This window comes from Kosakonia pseudosacchari, assembly GCF_015167415.1.
Lineage (GTDB): Bacteria > Pseudomonadota > Gammaproteobacteria > Enterobacterales > Enterobacteriaceae > Kosakonia > Kosakonia pseudosacchari.
The window spans coordinates 3,768,850-3,791,000 of record NZ_CP063425.1; the positions used below are offsets into that span (position 1 = coordinate 3,768,850).

Here is a 22,151-nt window from a genome sequence, read left to right on the forward strand (position 1 = left end):
TTATTCATACAGGTTGCTTTTGCCTCGCTACTTATTTTAGAGTTATCTAAATTTAGGAAATGCTAAACTACAATGACCAGTCCGGATATCACTTTACTGCAAGCGCAGGCAGAGAAAGCGTCTGCCCTGCTGAAAGCGATGAGTAACCCGCATCGTTTATTGATCCTCTGCATGCTGTGCGATGCGCCTGGCACGTCCGCCGGGGAATTAAGCGCGATCACAGGCCTGAGCCCTTCAGCGACCTCACAGCATCTGGCGCGAATGAAAGAGGAAGGATTGATCGAAAGCCAGCGCCAGGCACAGCGGGTGAACTACTTCATTAAAGCGCCTGCGATTCGCACGCTGGTTCATACGCTGAAAACTCTTTATTGCCCGGAGGTATAGCCATGCAATACACCCTCGTCACACCAAAAGAAGCCAGCGCGCAGCAGCAAAACGGCGCGCTGATTATTGATATTCGCCAGGCGGATGAATTTCGTCGCGAACATTTGCCCGACGCGCGTTCTCTGCCGCTGGATACACTACTCGCCGGGCAAACCATTACCCAAGTGTCACCGGGCCAGACGGTGATTTTCCATTGCCAATCCGGCATGCGCACGCAACAAAACGCCGAGGCGCTGGTGCGCGCGGCAGCGCCAGCAAATGTCATGATCCTCGAGGGTGGGCTCAATAACTGGAAGCGCGAAAAGCTACCGACAGTGCAGGATAAACGCCAGCCGCGCCCGCTGATGCAGCAGGTGCAGATTGTGGCAGGCAGCCTGATCCTGCTCGGTGTGGTGCTCGGCTTTACGCTTCATCCCAATTTCTTCCTGCTGTCGGGTTTTGTCGGCGCGGGCTTGCTGTTTGCCGGGCTGAGCGGCTGGTGCGGCATGGCGCTGCTGCTGGCAAAAATGCCGTGGAATCGCAGTTAAGAAGCATCGTTATCGCGCGTCGTCGCTTCTGCCGATCATTCTGGAAGCTAAATACGCCGAGCCGTATTGTAAGCCTACTCCACAAAGTGTACCCTGTACACCAAAAGGAGAGGTGTGACAGTGAGTCAAGCTATTGTTTTTATTGAAACCTCGATATTTACCCGACAAATTAAACAGATTGCAACGGACGATGAACTGAGAGTGCTCCAGAGAACGCTGATTGAATCCCCGGACAAAGGAGATTTGATTCAGAAGACGGGCGGCCTGCGTAAAATAAGGATGGCAACAGGGTCCCAGGGAAAAAGCGGCAGCGCCAGAGTGATCTGTTTTCTGGCAACAGAAGACGTTATCTACCTGGTGATGGCTTATCCTAAAAACGTGAAAGATAGTCTGACTGATGCAGAAAAGGCTGAACTTAAGAAGCTTACCAGGCAATTGAAAGATGAGGTGTAATATGAGTTTCTTTGACGAGCTAAAGGCGTCGCTGGAAGAGGCTGTAGAGATAAAAAAAGGGGCTAAAAAACCAGCCCGTGTTACCCGCTATGAAATTGCAGATGTGAAAGCGATAAGAGAACAACTTAACGTGTCGCAGGGCGAAATGGCGAAAGCACTGGGAACGAGTGTGGATACCATTAAAAGTTGGGAGTCCGGGCGGCGCAACCCTACCGGGCTGGCAGCAAAAGTTCTGGCAGCTATCAAAGCTAACCCTGCGTTTTTTAAAGAATTGTCTGCACATTAATGAATAACCTACGCTGTTGCCGATTATCCTCTGGGTCAAATGAGTGATATATTTCACAGCCTAACCCCAAGGAGACGTCATGGCGGAATTTGATTCACTTGCGCAGGATCTGCTGGCGCAGGCAGATACTGACCAGCAGCGACAGCAGGAACGGGACCGGGAACTACTGGATCAGGTGCTGGAAATTTACGGCCAGAAATATGTGGCGGAGCAGTTAAAAAAAGCGGGTAAAGCCGAGTGGAGCCGCGAATCACTCAATCGCTGGGTCAACGGCAAAGGCAATCCGAGAAGGTTCACCGCCGCCGAAGAGGCGCTGCTGCGCAGCTTGCTGCCCTCCCCGCCCGCTCATCATCCGAACTATCGTTTTCGCTTTATCGATCTCTTCGCCGGTATCGGCGGTATTCGCAGCGGGTTTGAAGCCATTGGCGGGCAGTGCGTGTTTACCAGCGAATGGAATAAAAACGCGGTACGCACCTATAAAGCCAACTGGTACAACGACCACACCGCGCATACCTTCAATCAGGATATTCGCGAAGTGACGCTGAGCGGCAACCCGAACGTTTCCGAAGCAGACGCCTACGCGCACATCGCCGCAATGATCCCCGATCATGATGTTCTGCTCGCCGGTTTTCCCTGCCAGCCCTTTAGCCTTGCGGGTGTCAGTAAAAAGAACGCCATGGGCCGCGCGCACGGGTTTGAGTGTGAAGCGCAGGGCACGCTGTTTTTCGATGTGGCGCGTATTATCAAAGCCCGCCGCCCGGCCATCTTCGTGCTGGAAAACGTTAAAAATTTAAAGAGCCACGATAAAGGCAAAACCTTCAGCGTGATTATGAATACGCTCGATGAGCTGGGCTATGACGTGGCTGACGCCGCGCTAAACGGCAAAGACGATCCGAAAATTATCGATGGCAAACACTTCTTACCGCAGCACCGTGAACGCATTGTGCTGGTGGGTTTTCGCCGCGATTTAGATCTGGCCGACGGTTTTACGTTGCGCGATATCAACCGCTTTTATCCGACAAAACGGCCCGCATTTGGTGAGCTGCTGGAGCCGACCGTCGACAGCAAATATGTGTTGTCGCATAAGCTGTGGGATTACCTCTATCGCTATGCGAAAAAACACGCCGCGAAAGGCAATGGGTTTGGCTTTGGGCTGGTTGATCCAACCCGCGCCGACAGCGTCGCGCGCACCCTTTCGGCGCGTTATCACAAAGATGGTTCGGAAATTCTTATCGATCGCGGCTGGGATAAAGCGCTCGGTGAAACCGATTTTGCCAACGCGGAAAATCAGGCGCGTCGCCCGCGACGGCTGACGCCGCATGAGTGCGCACGTTTAATGGGGTTTGAAAAAGTGGGCGAAAAACCGTTTCGCATTCCGGTTTCCGATACGCAAGCCTATCGCCAGTTTGGCAACTCGGTTGTCGTTCCCGTCTTCGCCGCCGTGGCCAAACTGCTGGAACCCCGTATTGCTCTCGCCGTAAAACGGCGCAAAAAAGTCTAAAACACTTTCCCGGCGCGCAAAGCGCCGGCGCTTATTTAAGTCTTATTTAAGTGTTTAAAAAGTGATCATAAAGTTAATGCTGGCCAGGTCGATATTAGAGGTGCAATCCCGACTCTTTCACGGACTATGGCCATGCTTAAAAATATACGGGTTATTACAGGCATCATTATTGCTCTTTCAGTATTTTGTCTTCTTCAACTGGTTACTGGGGGTCTTTTCTACTCTGCTGTCAATAACGACAGGATTAACTTTCAGAACACTGGCGTGCTAAACGCGCAGCAAGAAAATCTTGGCGACAGCGTGAACACGCTTATCAAAACACGCGTTACGGTTACCCGCGTGGCAATCCGCTTTTTGAAAAACCAGCGCGATCCGGCGTCGCTGGCCAGCATTGAAAAGCTGCTCACTACGGCGGCAGATTCGCTGGGTAAATCTGAAGGGTATTTCAACAACTACAAAAGCACACCGCGCGTTGCCGGTCAGGACGCCGCATTAGCCGACGAAGTGGCGCAGAACATCACCAAAATGCACGATGTGTTGCAACAGTCGATCGCTTTCCTGCGCGCCAATAATTACGAAGCTTACGGCAACCTCGACGCACAGCAAGCGCAGGATGATATGGACGCCAGCTACGCCAAATGGCGGGCGGAAAATAACACCTTCCTGCAAGCCGCCGCGCAACAAAACCAGAGCAGTTTTACCAGCATGCAGTGGACGCTGGGCGTAATTTTGTTGGTAGTGATTGCGGTAATGACCGTTATCTGGCTGGGTTTGCAGCACTTGCTTCTGCGCCCGCTGCACAGCGTGATGGGGCATATCCGCGCCATCGCCGGTGGCGATTTGACGATGACCATCTCGGCCGAAGGGCGCAACGAAATGAGCCAGCTCGCCGCTGGTTTACATGAAATGCAAACGTCGCTGGTGAAAACCGTCAGCGCGGTGCGCAATAGTTCCGATTCGATTTACACCGGCGCCAGCGAAATCTCCACCGGTAACAACGATCTCTCGTCGCGTACCGAGCAACAAGCCGCCTCGCTGGAAGAAACGGCCGCCAGCATGGAACAGTTAACGGCGACGGTGAAACAGAACACCGATAACGCCCGTCAGGCATCGCATCTGGCGAAAAACGCCTCTGATACCGCCGCGCGCGGTGGCGAAGTGGTGAATAACGTGGTACGCACGATGAGCGAAATTTCTGACAGCTCGCAGCAAATCGCCCATATCACCAGCGTGATCGACGGCATTGCCTTCCAGACCAATATTCTCGCGCTCAACGCGGCGGTCGAAGCGGCGCGTGCCGGTGAGCAGGGCCGTGGTTTTGCGGTGGTGGCAGGCGAAGTCCGTACGCTGGCAAGCCGCAGCGCGCAGGCGGCGAAAGAGATCAAAACCCTGATTGATAACTCTGTGAACCGGGTGAACTCCGGGACCACGCAAGTTGCCGAAGCGGGCGATACCATGAAAGAGATCGTCAACGCTGTTACGCGCGTGACGGATATCATGGGCGAAATCGCCTCCGCCTCTGAAGAACAGAGCAAAGGCATTGAGCAGGTGAGCCTCGCGGTATCGCAGATGGACAGCGTCACCCAGCAGAACGCCTCGCTGGTTCAGGAATCGGCTGCCGCTTCCGCTGCGCTGGAACAGCAAGCCGAGCAGTTGCGTCAGGCGGTTGCCGTGTTCCGTGTTAACGGACACAGCACGCTTCTGAATGCAAAAGCTGGTAAGCCGCAAGCCACGCCGCTGCGCCCGGTCGCTACCGCGGCACCTTCAGGCAGTGACAACAACTGGGAAACGTTCTAACTCCTCGCTAAAAACCAGCGCGAAATGCTTGTCGCGCTGGTTTTTCTTCATTTCACGATAGCGTTTTTAAGCCGGATGGCACTACAGCGCTGTCGCGGTTACTGGCTACAGGTTGCCCGTCTCTTGTGCTGCATTGCTCTGTTTTGCCGTCTGCAAAAAGACCGCAAACTGCTGCCACTGCTGCTGTAGCGCGCTGATGTGGCTTTTCTCGATATCACGCATAAACGGCAGCGTTCCGCTACTGTCCACTGACTGGTTGAACTGCCTGAACCAGCTCTCGCTGTCGCTATTACTGGCGGTAATACTCAGCATTTGATTGCGTACCGTCTGGGAGGCATGTGTGCCCGCGCTTAGTTGATCAATCGCTTGCTGATGTTGCCTGGCTTGTGTCGTATTACCCAGGCTTTGTGCCAGATTCGACGCCTGCGTCAGTACCACGCGGTGCGTCTGATCGGCCTGCTCGGCTTTTTCGGCAATAAAACCGGCGACAAACGCGCTGGCCTGCTGCTGATAATCAGCAGAAATGTACTTTGACACGACCTCATTCAGCTTCGCCTGGGTCATCGACAGATCCATCGCGCTGGTCGTGTAATCACCGCTCGCTTGCGGTGAGACCAGCGCCTGATGCAGCGCGGCGGCCATGTCATCAGGGTTAACGGTCGAGTGCTGGAAAAAGTCGATAAACTTCACCGCGTCGCCCGCGCTTTGCGGATCGGAATAGAACTCGCTGGCGAGGCTTGGCCCACGCGCATAAGTAGCCGTGTTGGCATTACGAACCACCGCCATTGCCTGCGCCCGCTTTTCAGCTTCTTCTTTGGTTGGCGGCGTGTGCCCTTCCATGCCCTTCGCCAGCGCTTCTGCTGAAATGTTGACGGAAATCGAGCGCTCCGTGACGATCTCTTTTCCGGCAAAGGTGATGGTTTTTGACTGACGTATTTCGGGTAGCGTCTGCAACGCGGCAGCCGAACCGACATCCTGAATGCTCATATCTTCTCCATAGAATTGACCTTCACCAGTCGGTTATCGTCGACAACGCAGGGGTTCTTTACTGGTTTGCGCAAAATTCATGCAAAACCACCATAACCAGGGGTGTTATGAGGTGAGTTTCAATAATGGGCGGAGACCCGCCCGACAGGAGTTAATTGCGGGTTTGCACCCAAAACGCGTGGATCAGGCCAGGGAAATAGCCCAGCAGTGTAAGCAGGATGTTAATGATAAATGCCCAACCAAAGCCTTTGCCAAGCAGCACGCCCAGCGGCGGCAGAATAATGGTAAATACAACTCGCCAGAAACCCATATAAACCTCCTGTGCAACGTCATTCCAGCTGATTGAAAAAAAAGACAATCCCTTAAAGATTAGCCACTTTGCCTGCACCTGCCACTTTCACTGGCCGTGTTTACCCTCTTTTACGCTGTACCCTGGCGGACGTTCAGGCTATGTTTACCTTCACAAACTCATTACAAAAGGAGCAAAGCATGTTTTCTGTCGGCGATATTGTGCAGCCACGCATTGGCGGGCCAAAACTGAAAGTACTGGAAGTCCATCAGGATCAGATTGTCGCGGTTCCGGCCCATGACGAGCAGGCAGCAAAAATCACGCTGAAAGCGGAAGATGTCTCTCTGTATAAAGAAGACGGTGATTTTGGCGTCTGCTGATCGGCGGCGGTGGGCGTTCTCCCACCGCTTAAAGCTTCATTTCCATTCAAAAAAACCGCATAAACACGCAACCTCATTTTCAGCACTAAACACTGCCATTCACGCTTAGTTAGCATAAAAAATGCTGCCCACGGTTTTATTTCTCCCCCGGAAGCATAGCGCGCTAAAACAGGGGTATGCGCTTACCTGTTAATGAGTGCATCACGTCACATATCAAAAATAACGCTTTGATATTTAATGAATTTAATGACCGACCCAACAAAAATAATGAAATGCGTAAAATTCACGCAAACGCAGAGCACTTTATCCAACAAAGAAAAGAAAATAAAAATTTATCGCTAGTTGTTAGTTTCAATGCAGATAGATAATCTACACACATCAAACCAGCCGTTGTAAAACGCTAACACGACCGTTCATTTGCCCGTTTATTGATTATCAAGGAGCACCACCATGTTCTCTTCGCAGTCTCGCCTGCGTCACGCCGCTGCGGACACCTTTGCTATGGTTGTCTACTGTTCGGTAGTGAACATGTTGATTGAAATATTTCTCTCCGGAATGAGCTTTGAACAGTCACTTTCATCGCGGCTTGTCGCTATCCCGGTGAACATTATTATTGCCTGGCCTTATGGTATGTACCGCGATGCGTTTATGCGTTACGCCCGTCGTATTAGCCCGTCTGGCTGGATGAAGAATCTCGCCGATGTGCTGGCCTACGTGACCTTTCAGTCACCGGTGTATGTCGCCATTTTGTGGGGAGTCGGTGCCGACTGGCACCAGATTGTCGCCGCGGTCAGCTCCAATATTGTGCTGTCGATGATGATGGGCGCAGTGTACGGTTACTTCCTCGATTATTGCCGCCGCCTGTTCCGGGTGAGCAACTACCATCAGGCCAAGGCCTGATGGCGGGCGGCAGGCTTTGGTCTGTCGCCTTTTAATGCGCGTCGCCAAATAACCCCGTAATAAACTTTTCCAGCGCCACGCGCGAGCTAAAGCCGTGCGGAATGCCGTAATGCTCCTGCGCATCGCCGCCGAAATAGAGCGGGAAATTCTGGTAGTGATCGCACAGTTTGATGTCCGAGGCGGGTTCCGCAAGCGACGAACCGCGTTCTTTCAACGTGGGATGGATCACCAGCGCCGTGCGTCCCATACGCGCTTCGCGGTTAACATACACATAATTTTCGCCACGGCGATAACCATAGGTTTTCGGCGTGGCCACATCCATGGTAAATCCCACTTTTTCCAGCACGCGCGCCACTTCATCGGGTCTTAAATACATAGATTTTCCTCGTCATCTTTCCAAAGCCTCGCCACCTTACATGACTGAGCATGGACCGTGACTCAGAAAATTCCACAAACGAACCTGAAAGGCGTGATTGCCGTCTGGCCTTAAAAATTATGGTCTAAACTAAAATTCACATCGAAAACAAGGGAGGATCCTATGTTTAACAGACCGAATCGCCGTGACGTAGATGAAGGTGTTGAGGATATTAACCACGATGTTAACCAGCTCGCTGACAGCCTCGAAGCCGTGCTGAAATCCTGGGGCAGTGACGCGAAAGACGAAGCGGAAAGCGCGCGCCGTAAAGCACAAGCCCTGCTGAAAGAGACCCGCGCACGCATGCATGGCCGCACCCGTGTGCAACAAGCGGCAAGAGATGCCGTGGATTGTGCCGATACATTTGTCAAAGACAAACCCTGGTGCAGCGTTGGCGCTGCCGCTGCGGTCGGTATTTTTGTTGGCGCGCTGCTGAGCTTGCGCCGCTAACGGATTTCCGCTCGACGCAACCCCTGCCGGTTCTCCCGCAGGGGTTTTTATTTGCCTGCTCCTTGCCCTTTTCTGTACAAGACACGTACAAACCGCCCTTACCCATTGTTTCCATCCTTTGGGCAAAGCCTATGACAATTTCCTATATATTGTGTGGTTGCAACTTTAAATAACTACATCTAGTATTCAGATCAGTAACACACATACTAACTGACGCGAACCTTCGCGCCGCCACTCCATTTTAGACGGAAATACGAATTATGCGCATTACCATTTACACTCGAAATGATTGTGTTCAGTGCCACGCCACCAAACGTGCCATGGAAAGCCGTGGCCTGGCGTTCGAAATGGTGAACGTTGACCACGTGCCGGAAGCAGCAGATGAGCTGCGTGCGATGGGCTTTCGTCAGTTACCGGTGGTTGTCGCCGGGGAAACAAAATGGTCCGGTTTCCGCCCGGATATGATTAACCGCTTATATGCCGCGCCGAGCGTCGCCAGCGCATGAGCACCCTCGTCTACTTCTCCAGCAGCTCGGAAAACACGCAGCGTTTTATCGCGCGTCTCGGGCTGCCGGCCGTGCGCATTCCACTTAATGAGCGCGAACGCCTGCAGGTAGACGAACCCTATATCCTGGTGGTGCCCAGTTATGGCGGCGGCGGTACGGCCGGCGCGGTTCCCCGCCAGGTGATCCGCTTTTTGAACGATCCGCACAACCGGGCGTTGATTCGCGGCGTGATCGCCTCCGGCAACCGTAATTTCGGCGACGCCTTTGGTCGCGCAGGCGATGTGATATCGCAAAAATGCGCCGTGCCGTATCTGTATCGTTTTGAGTTGATGGGCACTCAACAGGACATCGACAACGTGCGTAAAGGAGTGAGCGAATTTTGGCAACGACAACCGCAGAACGCGTGATGCAATCCGCGCCCGATTATCACGCGCTGAATGCGATGCTGAATCTTTATGATAAAGATGGCCGCATTCAGTTTGATAAAGACCGCGAGGCGGTGGACGCCTTTATGGCAACCCATGTGCGCCCCAATACCGTCACGTTTAACAGCCAGGATGAACGTCTGAACTGGCTGGTGGCGGAAGGTTATTACGATGACAGCGTGTTAGCCCGTTACGATCGCGCGTTCGTCGTCGATCTGATTGCCGATGCGCACGCCAGCGGCTTCCGCTTCCAGACCTTTCTGGGCGCATGGAAGTTTTACACCAGCTATACGCTGAAAACCTTTGATGGCAAACGCTATCTTGAACATTTCGAAGATCGCGCCTGTATGGTGGCACTGACGCTGGCGCAGGGCGATAAAACGCTGGCGCGTCAGTTAACCACCGAGATCCTCTCTGGTCGTTTTCAGCCCGCGACGCCAACCTTCCTTAACTGCGGCAAACAGCAGCGCGGCGAGCTGGTCTCCTGCTTCCTGCTGCGTATTGAAGACAATATGGAGTCGATTGGCCGTGCGGTGAATTCCGCATTGCAGCTTTCCAAACGCGGCGGCGGCGTCGCATTTCTGCTCTCCAACCTGCGAGAAGCCGGCGCGCCGATCAAGCGCATTGAAAACCAGTCATCCGGGGTGATCCCGGTGATGAAAATGCTGGAAGATGCCTTTTCCTATGCCAATCAACTTGGCGCACGCCAGGGTGCTGGCGCGGTCTATCTACACGCTCATCACCCGGATATTCTGCGTTTTCTCGACACCAAGCGCGAAAACGCCGACGAGAAAATCCGTATCAAAACCCTGTCGCTCGGCGTGGTGATCCCGGATATCACGTTCCGCCTGGCGAAAGAGAACGCGGAGATGGCGCTGTTCTCGCCTTATGACGTTGAACGTCTGTATGGCAAACCGTTCGGCGATATCGCCATCAGCGAGATGTACGAGCAACTGCTGGCCGACGATCGCGTGCGTAAAAGCTACATTAACGCCCGCGATTTCTTCCAGACGCTGGCGGAAATCCAGTTTGAGTCCGGCTACCCGTACATCATGTTTGAAGATACGGTTAACCGCGCCAACCCGATTGCCGGGCGCATTAATATGAGCAACCTGTGCTCCGAAATCTTGCAAGTGAACAGCGCCTCGACTTTCGATGAGAATCTTGATTACGCCGACACCGGGCGCGATATCTCCTGTAATCTTGGCTCGCTGAACATTGCGCATACCATGGACTCACCGGACTTTGGTCGCACGGTGGAAACCGCCATTCGCGGTTTAACCGCCGTGTCCGACATGAGCCATATCCGCTCGGTGCCCTCGGTGGAAAACGGCAATGCCGCCTCGCACGCCATCGGGCTTGGACAGATGAACCTGCACGGTTATCTGGCGCGCGAAGGCATCGCCTACGGCAGCCCGGAAGGGCTCGATTTTACCAATTTCTATTTCTACACCATTACCTGGCATGCGCTGCATACCTCCATGATGATCGCCCGCGAGCGCGGCCAGCATTTTGCCGGTTTCCCGGCCTCGCGCTACGCCAGCGGTGAATATTTCAACCAGTACCTGGAAGGCGACTGGCAGCCGAAAACCGAGAAAGTCCGTGCGCTATTTGAACGTGCTGGCATCACCATTCCAACCCACGAGATGTGGCAGCAACTGCGCGACGATGTGATGCGCTACGGCATTTATAACCAGAACTTGCAGGCGGTGCCGCCCACCGGATCGATTTCGTATATCAACCATGCGACATCGAGTATTCACCCGATTGTGTCGAAGATTGAGATCCGTAAAGAGGGCAAAACCGGGCGCGTTTACTACCCGGCACCGTTTATGACTAACGATAATCTGGCGCTGTATGAAGACGCCTACGACATCGGGCCGGAAAAGATCATTGATACTTACGCCGAAGCCACGCGCCATGTGGATCAGGGATTATCGCTGACGCTGTTCTTTAAAGACACCGCCACCACCCGCGATATCAACAAAGCGCAGATTTACGCATGGAAAAAAGGCATCAAGTCGCTGTATTACATTCGCCTGCGCCAGCTTGCTCTGGAAGGCACCGAAATCCAGGGCTGCGTGTCCTGCGCGTTGTAAGGAGAAAAGGATGAGCCAACTATCACGCGTCAGCGCGGTGAACTGGAACAAAATCCAGGACGACAAAGACCTGGAAGTGTGGAACCGCCTGACCAGCAATTTCTGGCTGCCGGAAAAAGTGCCGCTGTCGAACGACATTCCCGCCTGGCAGACGTTAAGCCCTGCGGAACAACAGCTTACGATCCGTGTATTCACCGGCCTGACGCTGCTCGATACCATTCAGAATACCGTCGGCGCGCCCGCGTTGATGGCGGACGCGCTAACGCCGCACGAAGAGGCGGTATTGTCGAATATCAGCTTTATGGAAGCGGTACACGCCCGTTCTTACAGCTCGATTTTCTCTACGCTCTGTCAGACCAGAGATGTCGACGCCGCTTATAGCTGGAGCGAAGAGAACGCCGCATTGCAGCGCAAAGCGCAACTGATTTTGCAGTATTACCGTGCCGATGAGCCGCTGAAGAAGAAAATCGCCAGCGTGTTTCTGGAATCTTTCCTCTTCTATTCCGGTTTCTGGTTACCGATGTACTGGTCGAGCCGCGGTAAGCTCACTAACACCGCCGATTTGATTCGCCTCATCATCCGCGATGAAGCGGTACACGGCTACTACATTGGTTATAAGTACCAGAAAGGGCTGGAAAAAGTGAGTGCGGAAAAACGCGAAGAGCTGAAAAACTTCGCGCTCGATCTGCTGATGGATCTCTACGAGAACGAACTGCGTTACACCGACGATCTGTACGCCGGAAGCGGCTGGGACGAAGATGTGAAAGCGTTTCTCTGCTACAACGCCAACAAAGCGTTGATGAACCTCGGTTACGAGCCATTATTCCCGCCGGAAATGGCCGAAGTGAACCCGGCCATTTTGTCCGCACTCTCGCCAAATGCCGATGAAAACCATGACTTTTTCTCCGGCTCCGGCTCGTCATACGTGATGGGTAAAGCCGTCGAAACCGAAGACGAAGACTGGAATTTCTAATCTTTCTTTCCTCTCCCCATCGGGAGAGGAATATTCCCGTTGCTAATACATTTAAAATACCCCGCGGTGAAAAAGGATATTATTATTTCAATAATGTTTTCACGATTTCCCGGCACAATATCCCCGGAGCTTCTACACTGTAATTGCTTCGTCATTTTCATCTGAATCAGCACTATTCAGGTGCGATTTCCCGATGAATTTCAAAAAAATCTCATCCGCCGACAGCCCTTATTTCATGGGAAATGGCGGCAATTATCGCTTGAGCAAATTCTTAAAGACGGGAAAATCAGGGTTGTCTCAGATTCTGAGTATGCTAGGGTATAGCCAGTCAATTATTCTCACCAGGTACGATATCGACACAATAAATAACAGGAACTCTATTATTGCATGGCAATTAAATTAGAAGTTAAGAACCTATATAAGATATTTGGCGAGCATCCACAGCGGGCTTTCAAATATATTGAAAAAGGACTTTCGAAAGAACAAATACTGGAAAAAACGGGTCTGTCGCTTGGCGTGAAAGACGCCAGTCTGGCCATTGAAGAAGGCGAGATATTTGTCATCATGGGGTTATCCGGATCGGGTAAATCCACTATGGTACGCCTTCTCAATCGCCTGATTGAACCCACCCGCGGACAGGTGCTGATTGACGGCGTCGATATCGCCAAAATATCAGACGCTGAATTACGCGAGGTGCGCAGGAAAAAGATTGCGATGGTCTTCCAGTCATTTGCATTAATGCCCCATATGACGGTGCTGGATAATGCCGCCTTTGGCATGGAGTTAGCCGGTATTCCGGCGCAAGAACGCCAGGAAAAAGCGCTGGACGCGCTGCGTCAGGTTGGGCTGGAGAATTATGCGCACAGTTATCCGGATGAACTCTCTGGCGGTATGCGTCAGCGTGTTGGTCTGGCGCGCGCATTAGCCATCAACCCCGATATCTTATTAATGGATGAAGCCTTCTCCGCGCTCGATCCATTAATTCGCACCGAGATGCAGGATGAACTGGTAAAACTGCAAGCCAAACACCAGCGCACCATTGTATTTATTTCCCACGATCTCGATGAAGCCATGCGTATTGGCGACAGGATTGCCATTATGCAAAACGGCGAAGTGGTGCAGGTCGGCACGCCGGATGAAATATTGAATAATCCGGCCAATGATTATGTGCGTACTTTCTTCCGCGGCGTCGATATTAGTCAGGTATTTAGCGCCAAAGATATTGCGCGTCGAACGCCTGTCGGGCTAATTCGCAAAACGCCCGGCTTCGGCCCGCGTTCGGCGTTGAAATTGTTGCAGGATGAAGACCGTGAATTCGGTTACGTGATTGAACGCGGCAATAAATTTGTCGGCGTTGTCTCCATCGACTCCCTGAAAGAGGCGCTCGGTCAAAGCCAGGGGATCGAGGCGGCGTTAATCGACTCCCCGCTTGCAGTGGATGCCGAAACGCCGCTCAGCGAGCTGCTCTCCCACGTTGGGCAAGCGCCCTGCGCCGTGCCAGTGGTGGGTGAAGAGCAACAGTATGTGGGCATCATCTCCAAACGGATGCTGCTGCAAGCTTTAGATCGCGAGGGGGCAAACAATGGCTGATCAAAACAACCCGTGGGATAGCGCACCAGCAACCGACAACGCCGCGCAGTCGGCGGATGCCTGGGGCGGCGGCAGTAGCGCACCAGCCGATGGCGGCAGCGCAGACTGGCTGCACAGCGCGCCGGCACCCGCGCCGGAACACTTCAATATTATGGATCCGTTCCATAAGACGCTGATCCCGCTCGATAGCTGGGTGACGCAGGCGATCGACTGGGTGGTGATGCACTTCCGCCCGCTGTTTCAGGGTATTCGCGTGCCGGTGGATTACATCCTCAGTGCGTTCCAGCAAATGCTGCTGGGTATGCCCGCGCCGGTGGCGATTATTATTTTCTCGCTAATCGCCTGGCAGATGAGCAGCGCCGGAATGGGCGTTGCCACGCTGGTATCACTGATTGCTATTGGCGCCATCGGTGCCTGGTCGCAGGCGATGGTGACATTAGCGCTGGTGCTGACCGCCCTGCTGTTTTGCGTGGTGATCGGCTTGCCAATGGGGATTTGGCTGGCACGCAGCCAGCGCGCGGCGAAAATCGTTCGCCCGTTACTGGATGCGATGCAGACCACCCCCGCGTTTGTCTATCTGGTGCCGATTGTGATGCTGTTTGGTATCGGCAACGTGCCGGGTGTAGTGGTGACGATTATCTTCGCCCTGCCGCCGGTGGTGCGTCTGACCATTCTCGGCATTAACCAGGTGCCGGCCGATTTAATTGAAGCCTCACGCTCATTTGGCGCCAGCCCGCGCCAGATGCTGTTCAAAGTACAGTTACCGCTGGCCATGCCCACCATTATGGCGGGAATTAACCAGACGTTGATGCTTGCCCTCTCCATGGTAGTGATCGCCTCGATGATCGCCGTTGGCGGGCTTGGCCAGATGGTACTGCGCGGTATTGGTCGTCTTGATATGGGGCTTGCCACCGTGGGCGGCGTGGGGATTGTTATCCTCGCCATCATTCTCGACCGCCTGACGCAGGCTGTCGGTCGCGATTCCCGCAGCCGCGGTAATCGTCGCTGGTATCAAACCGGCCCGCTGGGTCTGCTGACCCGCCCTTTCGCTAAATAATCTGTCGCCCGGCAACCTCGCCGGGTAGCAGTATCCCACCTGAACAATAAGGAACAACGATGCGACATAGCGTACTTTTTGCCACAGCGTTTGCCACCCTTGTCTCTACCAGTGCATTTGCTGCGGACGCAGAACTGCCAGGCAAAGGCATCACCGTGAAGCCTTTTCAAAGCACTATCGCCGAAGAGAGCTTCCAGACATTGCTGGTGAGCCGCGCTCTTGAAAAACTCGGCTATACCGTGAATACCCCGGACGAAGTGGATTACAACGTCGGTTACACCTCAATGGCGGCGGGCGATGTGACATTCACCGCCGTCAACTGGCAACCGCTGCATGACGACATGTATGCCGCTGCCGGGGGCGACAAAAAATTCTACCGTGAAGGCACTTATGTCACCGGTGCGGCGCAGGGTTACTTGATCGATAAGAAAACCGCCGAGAAATATCACATCACTAACATTGAGCAGCTAAAAGATCCGAAAATCGCCAAACTGTTTGACGGGAACGGCGACGGCAAAGCCGACATGATGGGTTGCTCACCGGGCTGGGGATGCGAAGCGGTGATTAACCACCAGCATCAGGCATATGGTCTGGAAAACACCGTCACCGTCAGCCACGGAAATTATTCGGCGATGATGGCCGATACCATTACCCGCTTCAAAGAAGGCAAACCGGTGCTCTACTACACCTGGACGCCATACTGGGTAAGCGACGTGCTGAAACCGGGTAAAGATGTGGTCTGGCTGCAGGTTCCATTCTCTTCCCTGCCGGGAGAGCAGAAAGATATCGACACTAAACTGCCAAACGGCATGAACTACGGGTTCCCAGTAAACACCATGCATATTGTTGCCAACAAAGCCTGGGCCGAGAAAAACCCGGCGGCGGCGAAACTGTTCGCAGTGATGAAACTGCCGCTGGCCGATATCAATGCCGAAAACGCCATGATGCATGCGGGCAAATCGTCTGAAGCGGATATTCAGGGTCATGTTGACGGCTGGATCAAAGCGCACCAGCAGCAGTTTGACGGCTGGATCAAAGAGGCTCTTGCCGCGCAGAAATAACCTGTCGCAGTCACCTTTTCACCAGCGCCACCGGTTTCGTGCCGGATGGCGCTTTTGCTTATTCAGCGCTCGCCTGTTCGCCTGTTCGCCTGGCAGGTTACGCGACCGCACGTTCCGACACGCGAACTTCCTCACACAATTCAATCTATTGGCTATCATGAGTGTCTGGAAAAAACATACCTGACTGACAACGCCAATGACTACACCGAACCAGGGCCTTAGCCCGGCGCTGATTGCGCTGATGTCCGTTGCTACCGGCCTCGCCGTCGCCAGCAACTACTATGCGCAACCGCTCCTCGATACCATTGCCCACGCCTTTTCGCTCACGCCCAACCAGGCCGGATTTATTGTTACCGCCGCCCAGCTTGGCTACGCCGCCGGACTGTTATTTCTCGTGCCGCTTGGCGATATGTTCGAACGACGTGCGCTGATAGTGCTGATGACGCTGTTGTCGGCAGGCGGCATGCTGATCACCGCCAGTAGTTCGTCACTCGGGCTGATGATCCTCGGCACCGCGCTGACCGGGCTGTTTTCCGTGGTGGCGCAAATTCTCGTCCCGCTGGCCGCCACGCTGGCAACGCCGGACAAACGCGGCAAAGTGGTGGGCACGATCATGAGCGGTCTGCTGCTCGGCATTTTGCTGGCGCGTACCGTTGCCGGATTACTGGCAAGCCTCGGCGGCTGGCGCACGGTTTACTGGGTCGCCAGCGTGTTAATGGTGCTGATGGCGCTGGCGCTGTGGCGCGGGCTGCCGAAAATCAAGCAAGAGAATCACCTTAATTATCTTCAACTGCTGGGTTCGGTATTTGCTCTGTTCGCGAGAGATAAACTGTTACGTACCCGGGCAATGCTTGGCTGCCTGAGCTTTGCGAACTTCAGCATTTTGTGGACATCAATGGCGTTCCTGCTGGCCTCACCGCCATTTCAGTTCTCCGAGGCGACGATCGGCCTGTTCGGCCTGGTGGGCGCAGCAGGCGCGCTCGGCGCGCGGCAGGCCGGTGGTCTGGCGGATCGGGGTCACTCCCATCTCACCACCACCGGCGGTCTGATTCTGTTGCTGCTCTCCTGGGTGGCTATCTGGCTTGGACACAGCTCGGTTATCGCCCTGGTTATTGGCATTATCGTGCTGGATCTCACCGTACAGGGGGTGCATATCACCAACCAGACAGTTATCTATCGCGTGAAACCTGATGCGCGAAACCGTCTGACCGCAGGCTATATGACCAGCTATTTTATTGGCGGCGCGGCAGGCTCGCTCATCTCCGCTTCCGCCTGGCAACACGCAGGCTGGACAGGGGTTTGCCTGGCGGGTAGCGTTCTGGCGCTGCTGAATCTGCTGGTTTGGTGGCGAGGATTTCACCGTCAGGAGGCGGCAATGTAAACAACTCCCCCACGTTTGCACGTTTCGGAGGAACACCGGGGTGTTAACGAGTCCCTCAGTCTGTTAAGGTTATGGGACTTGTTTATCCCGGTTATATTAACGTGGGTGATATATAACAAACATTATGGATATGGATAGTTCTGCAACCGCAACAAAGAGTACGTCTGACCAGAGCGCGACATTTCTGGAAGGTATCAAAGACAGCCTTCCCATCGTTTTGAGCTACGTCCCCGTTGCGTTTGCCTTTGGCATGAATGCCACCAAACTCGGTTTTACCCCACTCGAAAGCGTTTTCTTCTCCTGCATTATTTATGCGGGCGCCAGCCAGTTCGTCATTACCACCATGCTTGCCGCGGGTAGCGCATTATGGGTTGCCGCGCTGACCGTGATGGCCATGGATGTTCGCCACGTGCTTTATGGCCCGTCGCTGCGCAGCCGTATTCTGCAACCGCTCAAAAACCGCAAAACTGCCGTCTGGGCTTTTGGTCTGACGGATGAGGTATTTGCCGCCGCCACGGCGAAACTGGTGCGTGATAACCGCCGCTGGAGCGAAAACTGGATGATCGGCATCGCCTTATTTTCCTGGCTTTCATGGGTGGCGGGCACGGTGCTGGGTGCGTTTTCCGGCAACGGTCTGCTGGAAGGGTATCCGGCGGTGGAATCGGCGTTAGGGTTTATGTTGCCCGCGCTGTTTATGAGTTTTCTGCTCGCCTCATTCCAGCGTCGCCAGATAAGTGCTGTCTCGGCGGCGCTGCTTGGCGCGCTGGCGGGCGTCACGCTGTTTTCCATTCCTGCCGCAATTCTGGCCGGGATTTTCGCCGGCTGCCTGGCCGCGCTGGTTCAGGCGTTTTATCAAGGAGCACCGGATGCGCAATGAGGTGCTGCTGCTCGGCCTGCTGGTGGGCTGCGTCAATTTTCTTTTCCGTTATCTGCCGTTGCGTATCCGCCCCGGACAGTCACGCCCGACGAAACGCGGCGTGAGCGGTGTATTTTTAGACACCATTGGCATCGCCTCTATCTGCGCACTGCTTGTGGTTTCCTGCGTGCCGGAAATTGCCGCCGACAGCCGCCGTCTGCTGCCAACACTTGCCGGTTTCGCCGTGCTCGGCGTCAGCTTCTGGAAAACACGCAGCATTATTATCCCCACGCTACTGAGCGCTTTCGCGTACGGAATCGTCTGGAAACTCCTGACAGATGTATAGATAAGGCAAATTTATTACTACAAATAATACATTTACTTTATTTGTCACTGTCGTTACTATATCGACTGCAATTAATGAGGTTATACCCAAATGGATAGTTCGTTTACGCCCATTGAACAAATGCTTAAGTTTCGCGCCAGCCGCTATGAAGATTTCCCGTTTCAGGAAATTCTGTTAACCCGCCTTTGTATGCATATGCAGGGTAAGCTGCTGGAAAACCGCAATAAGATGCTGAAAGCGCAGGGCATTAACGAGACGTTGTTTATGGCGCTGATCACCCTGGAATCCCAGGAAAACCACAGTATTCAGCCTTCTGAACTGAGTAGCGCGCTGGGATCATCCCGTACCAATGCGACACGCATTGCCGATGAGCTGGAAAAGCGCGGCTGGATTGAGCGTCGCGAAAGCGATAACGATCGCCGCTGTCTGCACCTGCAACTGACCGAGAAAGGTCACGAGTTCCTGCGCCAGGTTCTGCCCCCGCAGCATAATTGCCTGCATCAACTCTGGTCTTCGCTGAGCGTTAGCGAAAAAGATCAGCTTGAGCATATCACCCGAAAACTCCTGACGCGTCTCGACCAGATGGAAGAGGACGACGTCATTCTCGAGGCGTTGCGCTAACGCGATAAGACGCTCGAATATCCAGGATATAAGAATACTGAAAAGCCAGTATCTACTGGCTTTTTTGGCAAAAACAGGCCGGCATTTGCCGGGATGAAAATAAGAAGATCGTGGAGAAAAGCATGAGCGCAAATGCGGAGAGTCAAACCCCGCAGCAACCGGTCAAAAAGAAAGGCAAACGTAAAAACGCCCTTCTTCTGCTGACCTTGCTCTTTATTGTTATTGCCGTGGCATACGGGATTTATTGGTTTTTGGTACTGCGTCACTTCGAGGAGACCGATGACGCGTACGTGGCAGGGAACCAGGTGCAAATTATGGCGCAGGTGTCCGGCAGCGTGACGAAAGTCTGGGCCGATAACACCGATTTTGTTAAACAGGGCGATGTGCTGGTCACGCTGGACGCGACAGATGCGCAACAGGCGTTTGAAAAAGCACAAACCGCGCTGGCAAGCAGCGTTCGCCAGACCCGCCAGTCAATCATCAACAGCAAACAGTTGCAGGCGAGCATTGAGCTGAAAAAAACCGCCCTCGCTCAGGCGCAGAGCGATTTTAACCGCCGCGTGCCGCTCGGCAGTGCCAACCTGATTGGTCGCGAAGAGCTGCAACACGCCCGTGACGCCGTGGCCAGCGCACAAGCAGAGCTGGATGTCGCCATTCAGCAATACAACGCTAACCAGGCCATCGTGCTGGATACGCCGCTGGAAGATCAACCGGCGGTCAAACAGGCGGCAACGGAAGTCCGCAATAGCTGGCTGGCGCTGCAACGCACGAAAATTGTTAGCCCGATTACCGGCTACGTTTCTCGCCGCGCCGTGCAGCCTGGCGCGCAGATCACCACCTCAACACCGCTGATGGCAGTAGTTCCGGCCAGCAACCTGTGGGTGGATGCCAACTTTAAAGAGACGCAGCTTGCGCATATGCGCATTGGCCAGGATGCCACCATCATCAGCGACATTTACGGTGATGAAGTGAAGTACACCGGTAAAGTGGTCGGTCTGGATATGGGCACCGGCAGTGCGTTCTCGCTGCTGCCCGCGCAAAACGCCACCGGTAACTGGATCAAAGTGGTTCAGCGTCTGCCGGTACGTATTGAGCTGGATGCAAAACAGCTCGCCGATCATCCGCTGCGTATTGGCCTTTCCACGCTGGTGAAAGTGGATACCGCCGATCGCGAAGGTCAGGTGCTGGCAAGCCAGGTGCGCACCAGCCCGGCTTATGAAAGCAACGCCCGGGAAATCAGCCTTGAGCCGGTCAACACGTTGATCGAAAACATCGTGAAAGCCAACGCCGGTTAATCTGAGGTGAGTGCAATGCAACAGAAACCGCTGGAAGGCGCGCAGCTGGTCATTATGACCATTGCGTTGTCGCTTGCGACCTTCATGCAGGTGCTGGACTCGACCATCGCTAACGTTGCTATTCCGACTATTGCCGGTAACCTTGGCTCCTCACTGAGCCAGGGGACCTGGGTGATCACCTCGTTCGGGGTGGCGAACGCCATCTCGATTCCGATCACCGGCTGGCTGGCGAAACGCGTTGGGGAAGTGAAGCTGTTTCTCTGGTCTACCGTCGCCTTCGCTATCGCCTCCTGGGCATGCGGCGTCTCCAGCAGCCTGGGGATGCTTATTTTCTTTCGCGTGATCCAGGGGATTGTCGCCGGGCCGCTGATCCCGCTGTCGCAGAGTTTGTTGCTCAGCAACTATCCGCCTGCCAAGCGTTCTATCGCGCTGGCGCTGTGGTCAATGACGGTGATCGTCGCCCCCATTTGCGGGCCGATCCTCGGCGGTTATATCAGCGATAACTACCACTGGGGTTGGATCTTCTTTATCAACGTACCAATCGGTGCGCTGGTGGTGTTGCTGACCTTACAAAGCCTGCGTGGGCGCGAAACGCGTACCGAGCAGCGGCGCATTGACGGTGTGGGGCTGGCGCTGCTGATCGTCGGTATCGGTAGCCTGCAAGTGATGCTCGACCAGGGTAAAGAGCTCGACTGGTTTAACTCGACGGAGATCATCGTGCTGACGATTGTCGCCGTGGTGTCGATAAGCTTCCTGGTGGTGTGGGAGTTGACTGACGATAACCCGATTGTCGATCTGTCGCTGTTTAAGTCGCGCAACTTTACCATCGGCTGCTTGTGTATCAGCCTTGCCTATATGCTCTATTTCGGCGCGATTGTATTGTTACCGCAGTTGTTGCAGGAAGTGTATGGCTACACCGCGACCTGGGCGGGGCTGGCTTCCGCGCCGGTTGGCGTGATCCCGGTTCTGCTGTCGCCAATTATTGGCCGCTTCGCACATAAGCTGGATATGCGCCGTCTGGTGACGTTCAGTTTTATTATGTATGCGGTGTGCTTCTACTGGCGCGCCTATACCTTCGAGCCGGGCATGGATTTTGGCGCTTCGGCGTGGCCGCAGTTCATTCAGGGTTTCGCGGTGGCGTGCTTCTTTATGCCGCTGACGACCATCACCCTTTCCGGTTTGCCACCAGAGCGACTGGCGGCGGCGTCGAGCCTGTCGAACTTCGCGCGTACGCTGGCGGGCTCCATCGGGACCTCTATCACCACGACGCTGTGGACGAACCGGGAATCGATGCACCATGCGCAGCTTACGGAGTCGGTCAACCCGTACAACCCGAACTCGCAGGAGATCTATAACCAGTTGCAGGGAATGGGCATGTCGCAGCAACAGGCTTCCGGCTGGATAGCACAGCAGATAACCAACCAGGGGCTGATTATCTCCGCTAATGAGATTTTCTGGTTCTCTGCGGGGGTGTTCCTGATCTTGCTGGGGCTGGTGTGGTTTGCCAAACCGCCCTTTGGTGCGGGCGGCGGCGGCGGCGGCGCGCATTAACCTGAAAAGCAAATCGCCTCC

Annotated in this window: 25 protein-coding genes; 22 read left to right on the forward strand and 3 right to left on the reverse strand. The window is 54.3% G+C overall.

All coding sequences use genetic code 11. The features are described 5' to 3' along the window. Positions 1 to 72: 72 nt before the first annotated feature. The 6 genes from IP581_RS17770 (at position 73) to tcp (ending at position 4,948) form a co-directional block, all read left to right on the forward strand. Complete coding sequence (locus IP581_RS17770; protein ID WP_086873727.1) at positions 73 to 384, forward strand: ArsR/SmtB family transcription factor; 312 nt, start codon at positions 73 to 75, stop codon at positions 382 to 384. A gap of 2 nt (positions 385 to 386) precedes the next feature. After that, positions 387 to 911 (forward strand): rhodanese family protein, encoded by a 525-nt coding sequence (locus IP581_RS17775; protein WP_193821020.1) that lies wholly within the window; start codon positions 387 to 389, stop codon positions 909 to 911. Between the two features lie 120 nt (positions 912 to 1,031). Then, a complete protein-coding gene (locus tag IP581_RS17780) occupies positions 1,032 to 1,364 on the forward strand; it encodes a type II toxin-antitoxin system RelE/ParE family toxin (protein ID WP_193821021.1) in 333 nt (110 codons plus the stop codon). Between the two features lies 1 nt (position 1,365). Beyond that, the gene (gene nadS / locus IP581_RS17785) at positions 1,366 to 1,650 is read left to right on the forward strand and encodes a NadS family protein (RefSeq protein ID WP_086873725.1); all 285 of its coding nucleotides are present in this window, start codon (positions 1,366 to 1,368) and stop codon (positions 1,648 to 1,650) included. Between the two features lie 79 nt (positions 1,651 to 1,729). Further along, positions 1,730 to 3,151 carry a DNA cytosine methyltransferase gene (locus tag IP581_RS17790; protein ID WP_193821022.1) on the forward strand — a complete coding sequence of 474 codons (1,422 nt, stop codon included), beginning with the start codon at positions 1,730 to 1,732 and terminating at the stop codon, positions 3,149 to 3,151. Positions 3,152 to 3,283: 132 nt separating this feature from the next. Further along, positions 3,284 to 4,948: a methyl-accepting chemotaxis citrate transducer gene (gene tcp / locus IP581_RS17795; RefSeq protein ID WP_193821023.1), complete on the forward strand. Its 1,665-nt coding sequence runs from the start codon at positions 3,284 to 3,286 to the stop codon at positions 4,946 to 4,948. 105 nt (positions 4,949 to 5,053) lie between these two features. Here tcp and IP581_RS17800 read toward each other — a convergent pair whose 3' ends face one another. Both IP581_RS17800 and IP581_RS17805 read right to left on the reverse strand, forming a co-directional pair. After that, positions 5,054 to 5,935: a hypothetical protein gene (locus IP581_RS17800; protein WP_193821024.1), complete on the reverse strand. Its 882-nt coding sequence runs from the start codon at positions 5,933 to 5,935 to the stop codon at positions 5,054 to 5,056. A gap of 151 nt (positions 5,936 to 6,086) precedes the next feature. Continuing rightward, positions 6,087 to 6,245 carry a YqaE/Pmp3 family membrane protein gene (locus IP581_RS17805; RefSeq protein WP_017459341.1) on the reverse strand — a complete coding sequence of 53 codons (159 nt, stop codon included), beginning with the start codon at positions 6,243 to 6,245 and terminating at the stop codon, positions 6,087 to 6,089. Between the two features lie 179 nt (positions 6,246 to 6,424). Here IP581_RS17805 and IP581_RS17810 point away from each other — a divergent pair, with 179 nt between their 5' ends. Together IP581_RS17810 and alaE are read left to right on the forward strand one after the other, a co-directional pair. Continuing rightward, positions 6,425 to 6,604, forward strand: coding sequence for a hypothetical protein (locus tag IP581_RS17810; protein ID WP_020454900.1), 180 nt, complete (start codon positions 6,425 to 6,427; stop codon positions 6,602 to 6,604). 450 nt (positions 6,605 to 7,054) lie between these two features. Further along, positions 7,055 to 7,504, forward strand: a complete 450-nt coding sequence (gene alaE, locus IP581_RS17815) for an L-alanine exporter AlaE (protein WP_017459339.1) — start codon at positions 7,055 to 7,057, stop codon at positions 7,502 to 7,504. A gap of 31 nt (positions 7,505 to 7,535) precedes the next feature. Here the strand turns inward: alaE and IP581_RS17820 are convergent, their stop codons facing one another. Beyond that, positions 7,536 to 7,880, reverse strand: a complete 345-nt coding sequence (locus IP581_RS17820) for a DUF2002 family protein (protein WP_193821025.1) — start codon at positions 7,878 to 7,880, stop codon at positions 7,536 to 7,538. Between the two features lie 162 nt (positions 7,881 to 8,042). Between IP581_RS17820 and IP581_RS17825 the strand changes: the two genes are divergently transcribed. The 14 genes from IP581_RS17825 to emrB all read left to right on the forward strand — a co-directional run bounded on the left by IP581_RS17825 (position 8,043) and on the right by emrB (position 22,130). Next, positions 8,043 to 8,369, forward strand: coding sequence for a DUF883 domain-containing protein (locus IP581_RS17825; RefSeq protein ID WP_086873719.1), 327 nt, complete (start codon positions 8,043 to 8,045; stop codon positions 8,367 to 8,369). 260 nt (positions 8,370 to 8,629) lie between these two features. Next, entirely contained in the window at positions 8,630 to 8,875 is a 246-nt protein-coding gene (gene nrdH / locus IP581_RS17830) for a glutaredoxin-like protein NrdH (RefSeq protein ID WP_193821026.1), read from the forward strand. Further along, the gene (gene nrdI / locus IP581_RS17835) at positions 8,872 to 9,282 is read left to right on the forward strand and encodes a class Ib ribonucleoside-diphosphate reductase assembly flavoprotein NrdI (RefSeq protein WP_193821027.1); all 411 of its coding nucleotides are present in this window, start codon (positions 8,872 to 8,874) and stop codon (positions 9,280 to 9,282) included. The genes nrdH and nrdI overlap by 4 nt, the downstream gene beginning before the upstream one ends. Further along, positions 9,255 to 11,399, forward strand: a complete 2,145-nt coding sequence (gene nrdE, locus IP581_RS17840; RefSeq protein WP_193821028.1) for a class 1b ribonucleoside-diphosphate reductase subunit alpha — start codon at positions 9,255 to 9,257, stop codon at positions 11,397 to 11,399. Before nrdI ends, nrdE begins: the two co-directional genes overlap by 28 nt. 10 nt (positions 11,400 to 11,409) lie before the next feature. Next, on the forward strand, positions 11,410 to 12,372 hold the full coding sequence (nrdF, locus tag IP581_RS17845; protein ID WP_193821029.1) for a class 1b ribonucleoside-diphosphate reductase subunit beta: 963 nt from the start codon (positions 11,410 to 11,412) through the stop codon (positions 12,370 to 12,372). Positions 12,373 to 12,759: 387 nt separating this feature from the next. Continuing rightward, on the forward strand, positions 12,760 to 13,962 hold the full coding sequence (proV, locus tag IP581_RS17850; protein ID WP_086873714.1) for a glycine betaine/L-proline ABC transporter ATP-binding protein ProV: 1,203 nt from the start codon (positions 12,760 to 12,762) through the stop codon (positions 13,960 to 13,962). Next, on the forward strand, positions 13,955 to 15,019 hold the full coding sequence (gene proW, locus IP581_RS17855; RefSeq protein ID WP_097407987.1) for a glycine betaine/L-proline ABC transporter permease ProW: 1,065 nt from the start codon (positions 13,955 to 13,957) through the stop codon (positions 15,017 to 15,019). Before proV ends, proW begins: the two co-directional genes overlap by 8 nt. 59 nt (positions 15,020 to 15,078) lie before the next feature. After that, a complete protein-coding gene (proX, locus tag IP581_RS17860; RefSeq protein ID WP_065370247.1) occupies positions 15,079 to 16,080 on the forward strand; it encodes a glycine betaine/L-proline ABC transporter substrate-binding protein ProX in 1,002 nt (333 codons plus the stop codon). A 196-nt stretch (positions 16,081 to 16,276) separates the two neighbouring features. Then, complete coding sequence (locus IP581_RS17865; protein WP_086873712.1) at positions 16,277 to 17,461, forward strand: MFS transporter; 1,185 nt, start codon at positions 16,277 to 16,279, stop codon at positions 17,459 to 17,461. 130 nt (positions 17,462 to 17,591) lie between these two features. After that, positions 17,592 to 18,338, forward strand: coding sequence for an AzlC family ABC transporter permease (locus IP581_RS17870; protein WP_193821030.1), 747 nt, complete (start codon positions 17,592 to 17,594; stop codon positions 18,336 to 18,338). Continuing rightward, positions 18,328 to 18,663, forward strand: coding sequence for an L-valine transporter subunit YgaH (ygaH, locus tag IP581_RS17875; RefSeq protein WP_097401876.1), 336 nt, complete (start codon positions 18,328 to 18,330; stop codon positions 18,661 to 18,663). Before IP581_RS17870 ends, ygaH begins: the two co-directional genes overlap by 11 nt. Before the next feature lie 90 nt (positions 18,664 to 18,753). Then, positions 18,754 to 19,284: a transcriptional repressor MprA gene (mprA, locus tag IP581_RS17880; RefSeq protein WP_097401877.1), complete on the forward strand. Its 531-nt coding sequence runs from the start codon at positions 18,754 to 18,756 to the stop codon at positions 19,282 to 19,284. A 50-nt stretch (positions 19,285 to 19,334) separates the two neighbouring features. Then, positions 19,335 to 20,579 carry a multidrug efflux MFS transporter periplasmic adaptor subunit EmrA gene (gene emrA, locus IP581_RS17885; protein WP_303740893.1) on the forward strand — a complete coding sequence of 415 codons (1,245 nt, stop codon included), beginning with the start codon at positions 19,335 to 19,337 and terminating at the stop codon, positions 20,577 to 20,579. Positions 20,580 to 20,594: 15 nt separating this feature from the next. Next, a complete protein-coding gene (gene emrB, locus IP581_RS17890) occupies positions 20,595 to 22,130 on the forward strand; it encodes a multidrug efflux MFS transporter permease subunit EmrB (RefSeq protein ID WP_020454913.1) in 1,536 nt (511 codons plus the stop codon). Positions 22,131 to 22,151: the final 21 nt, after the last annotated feature.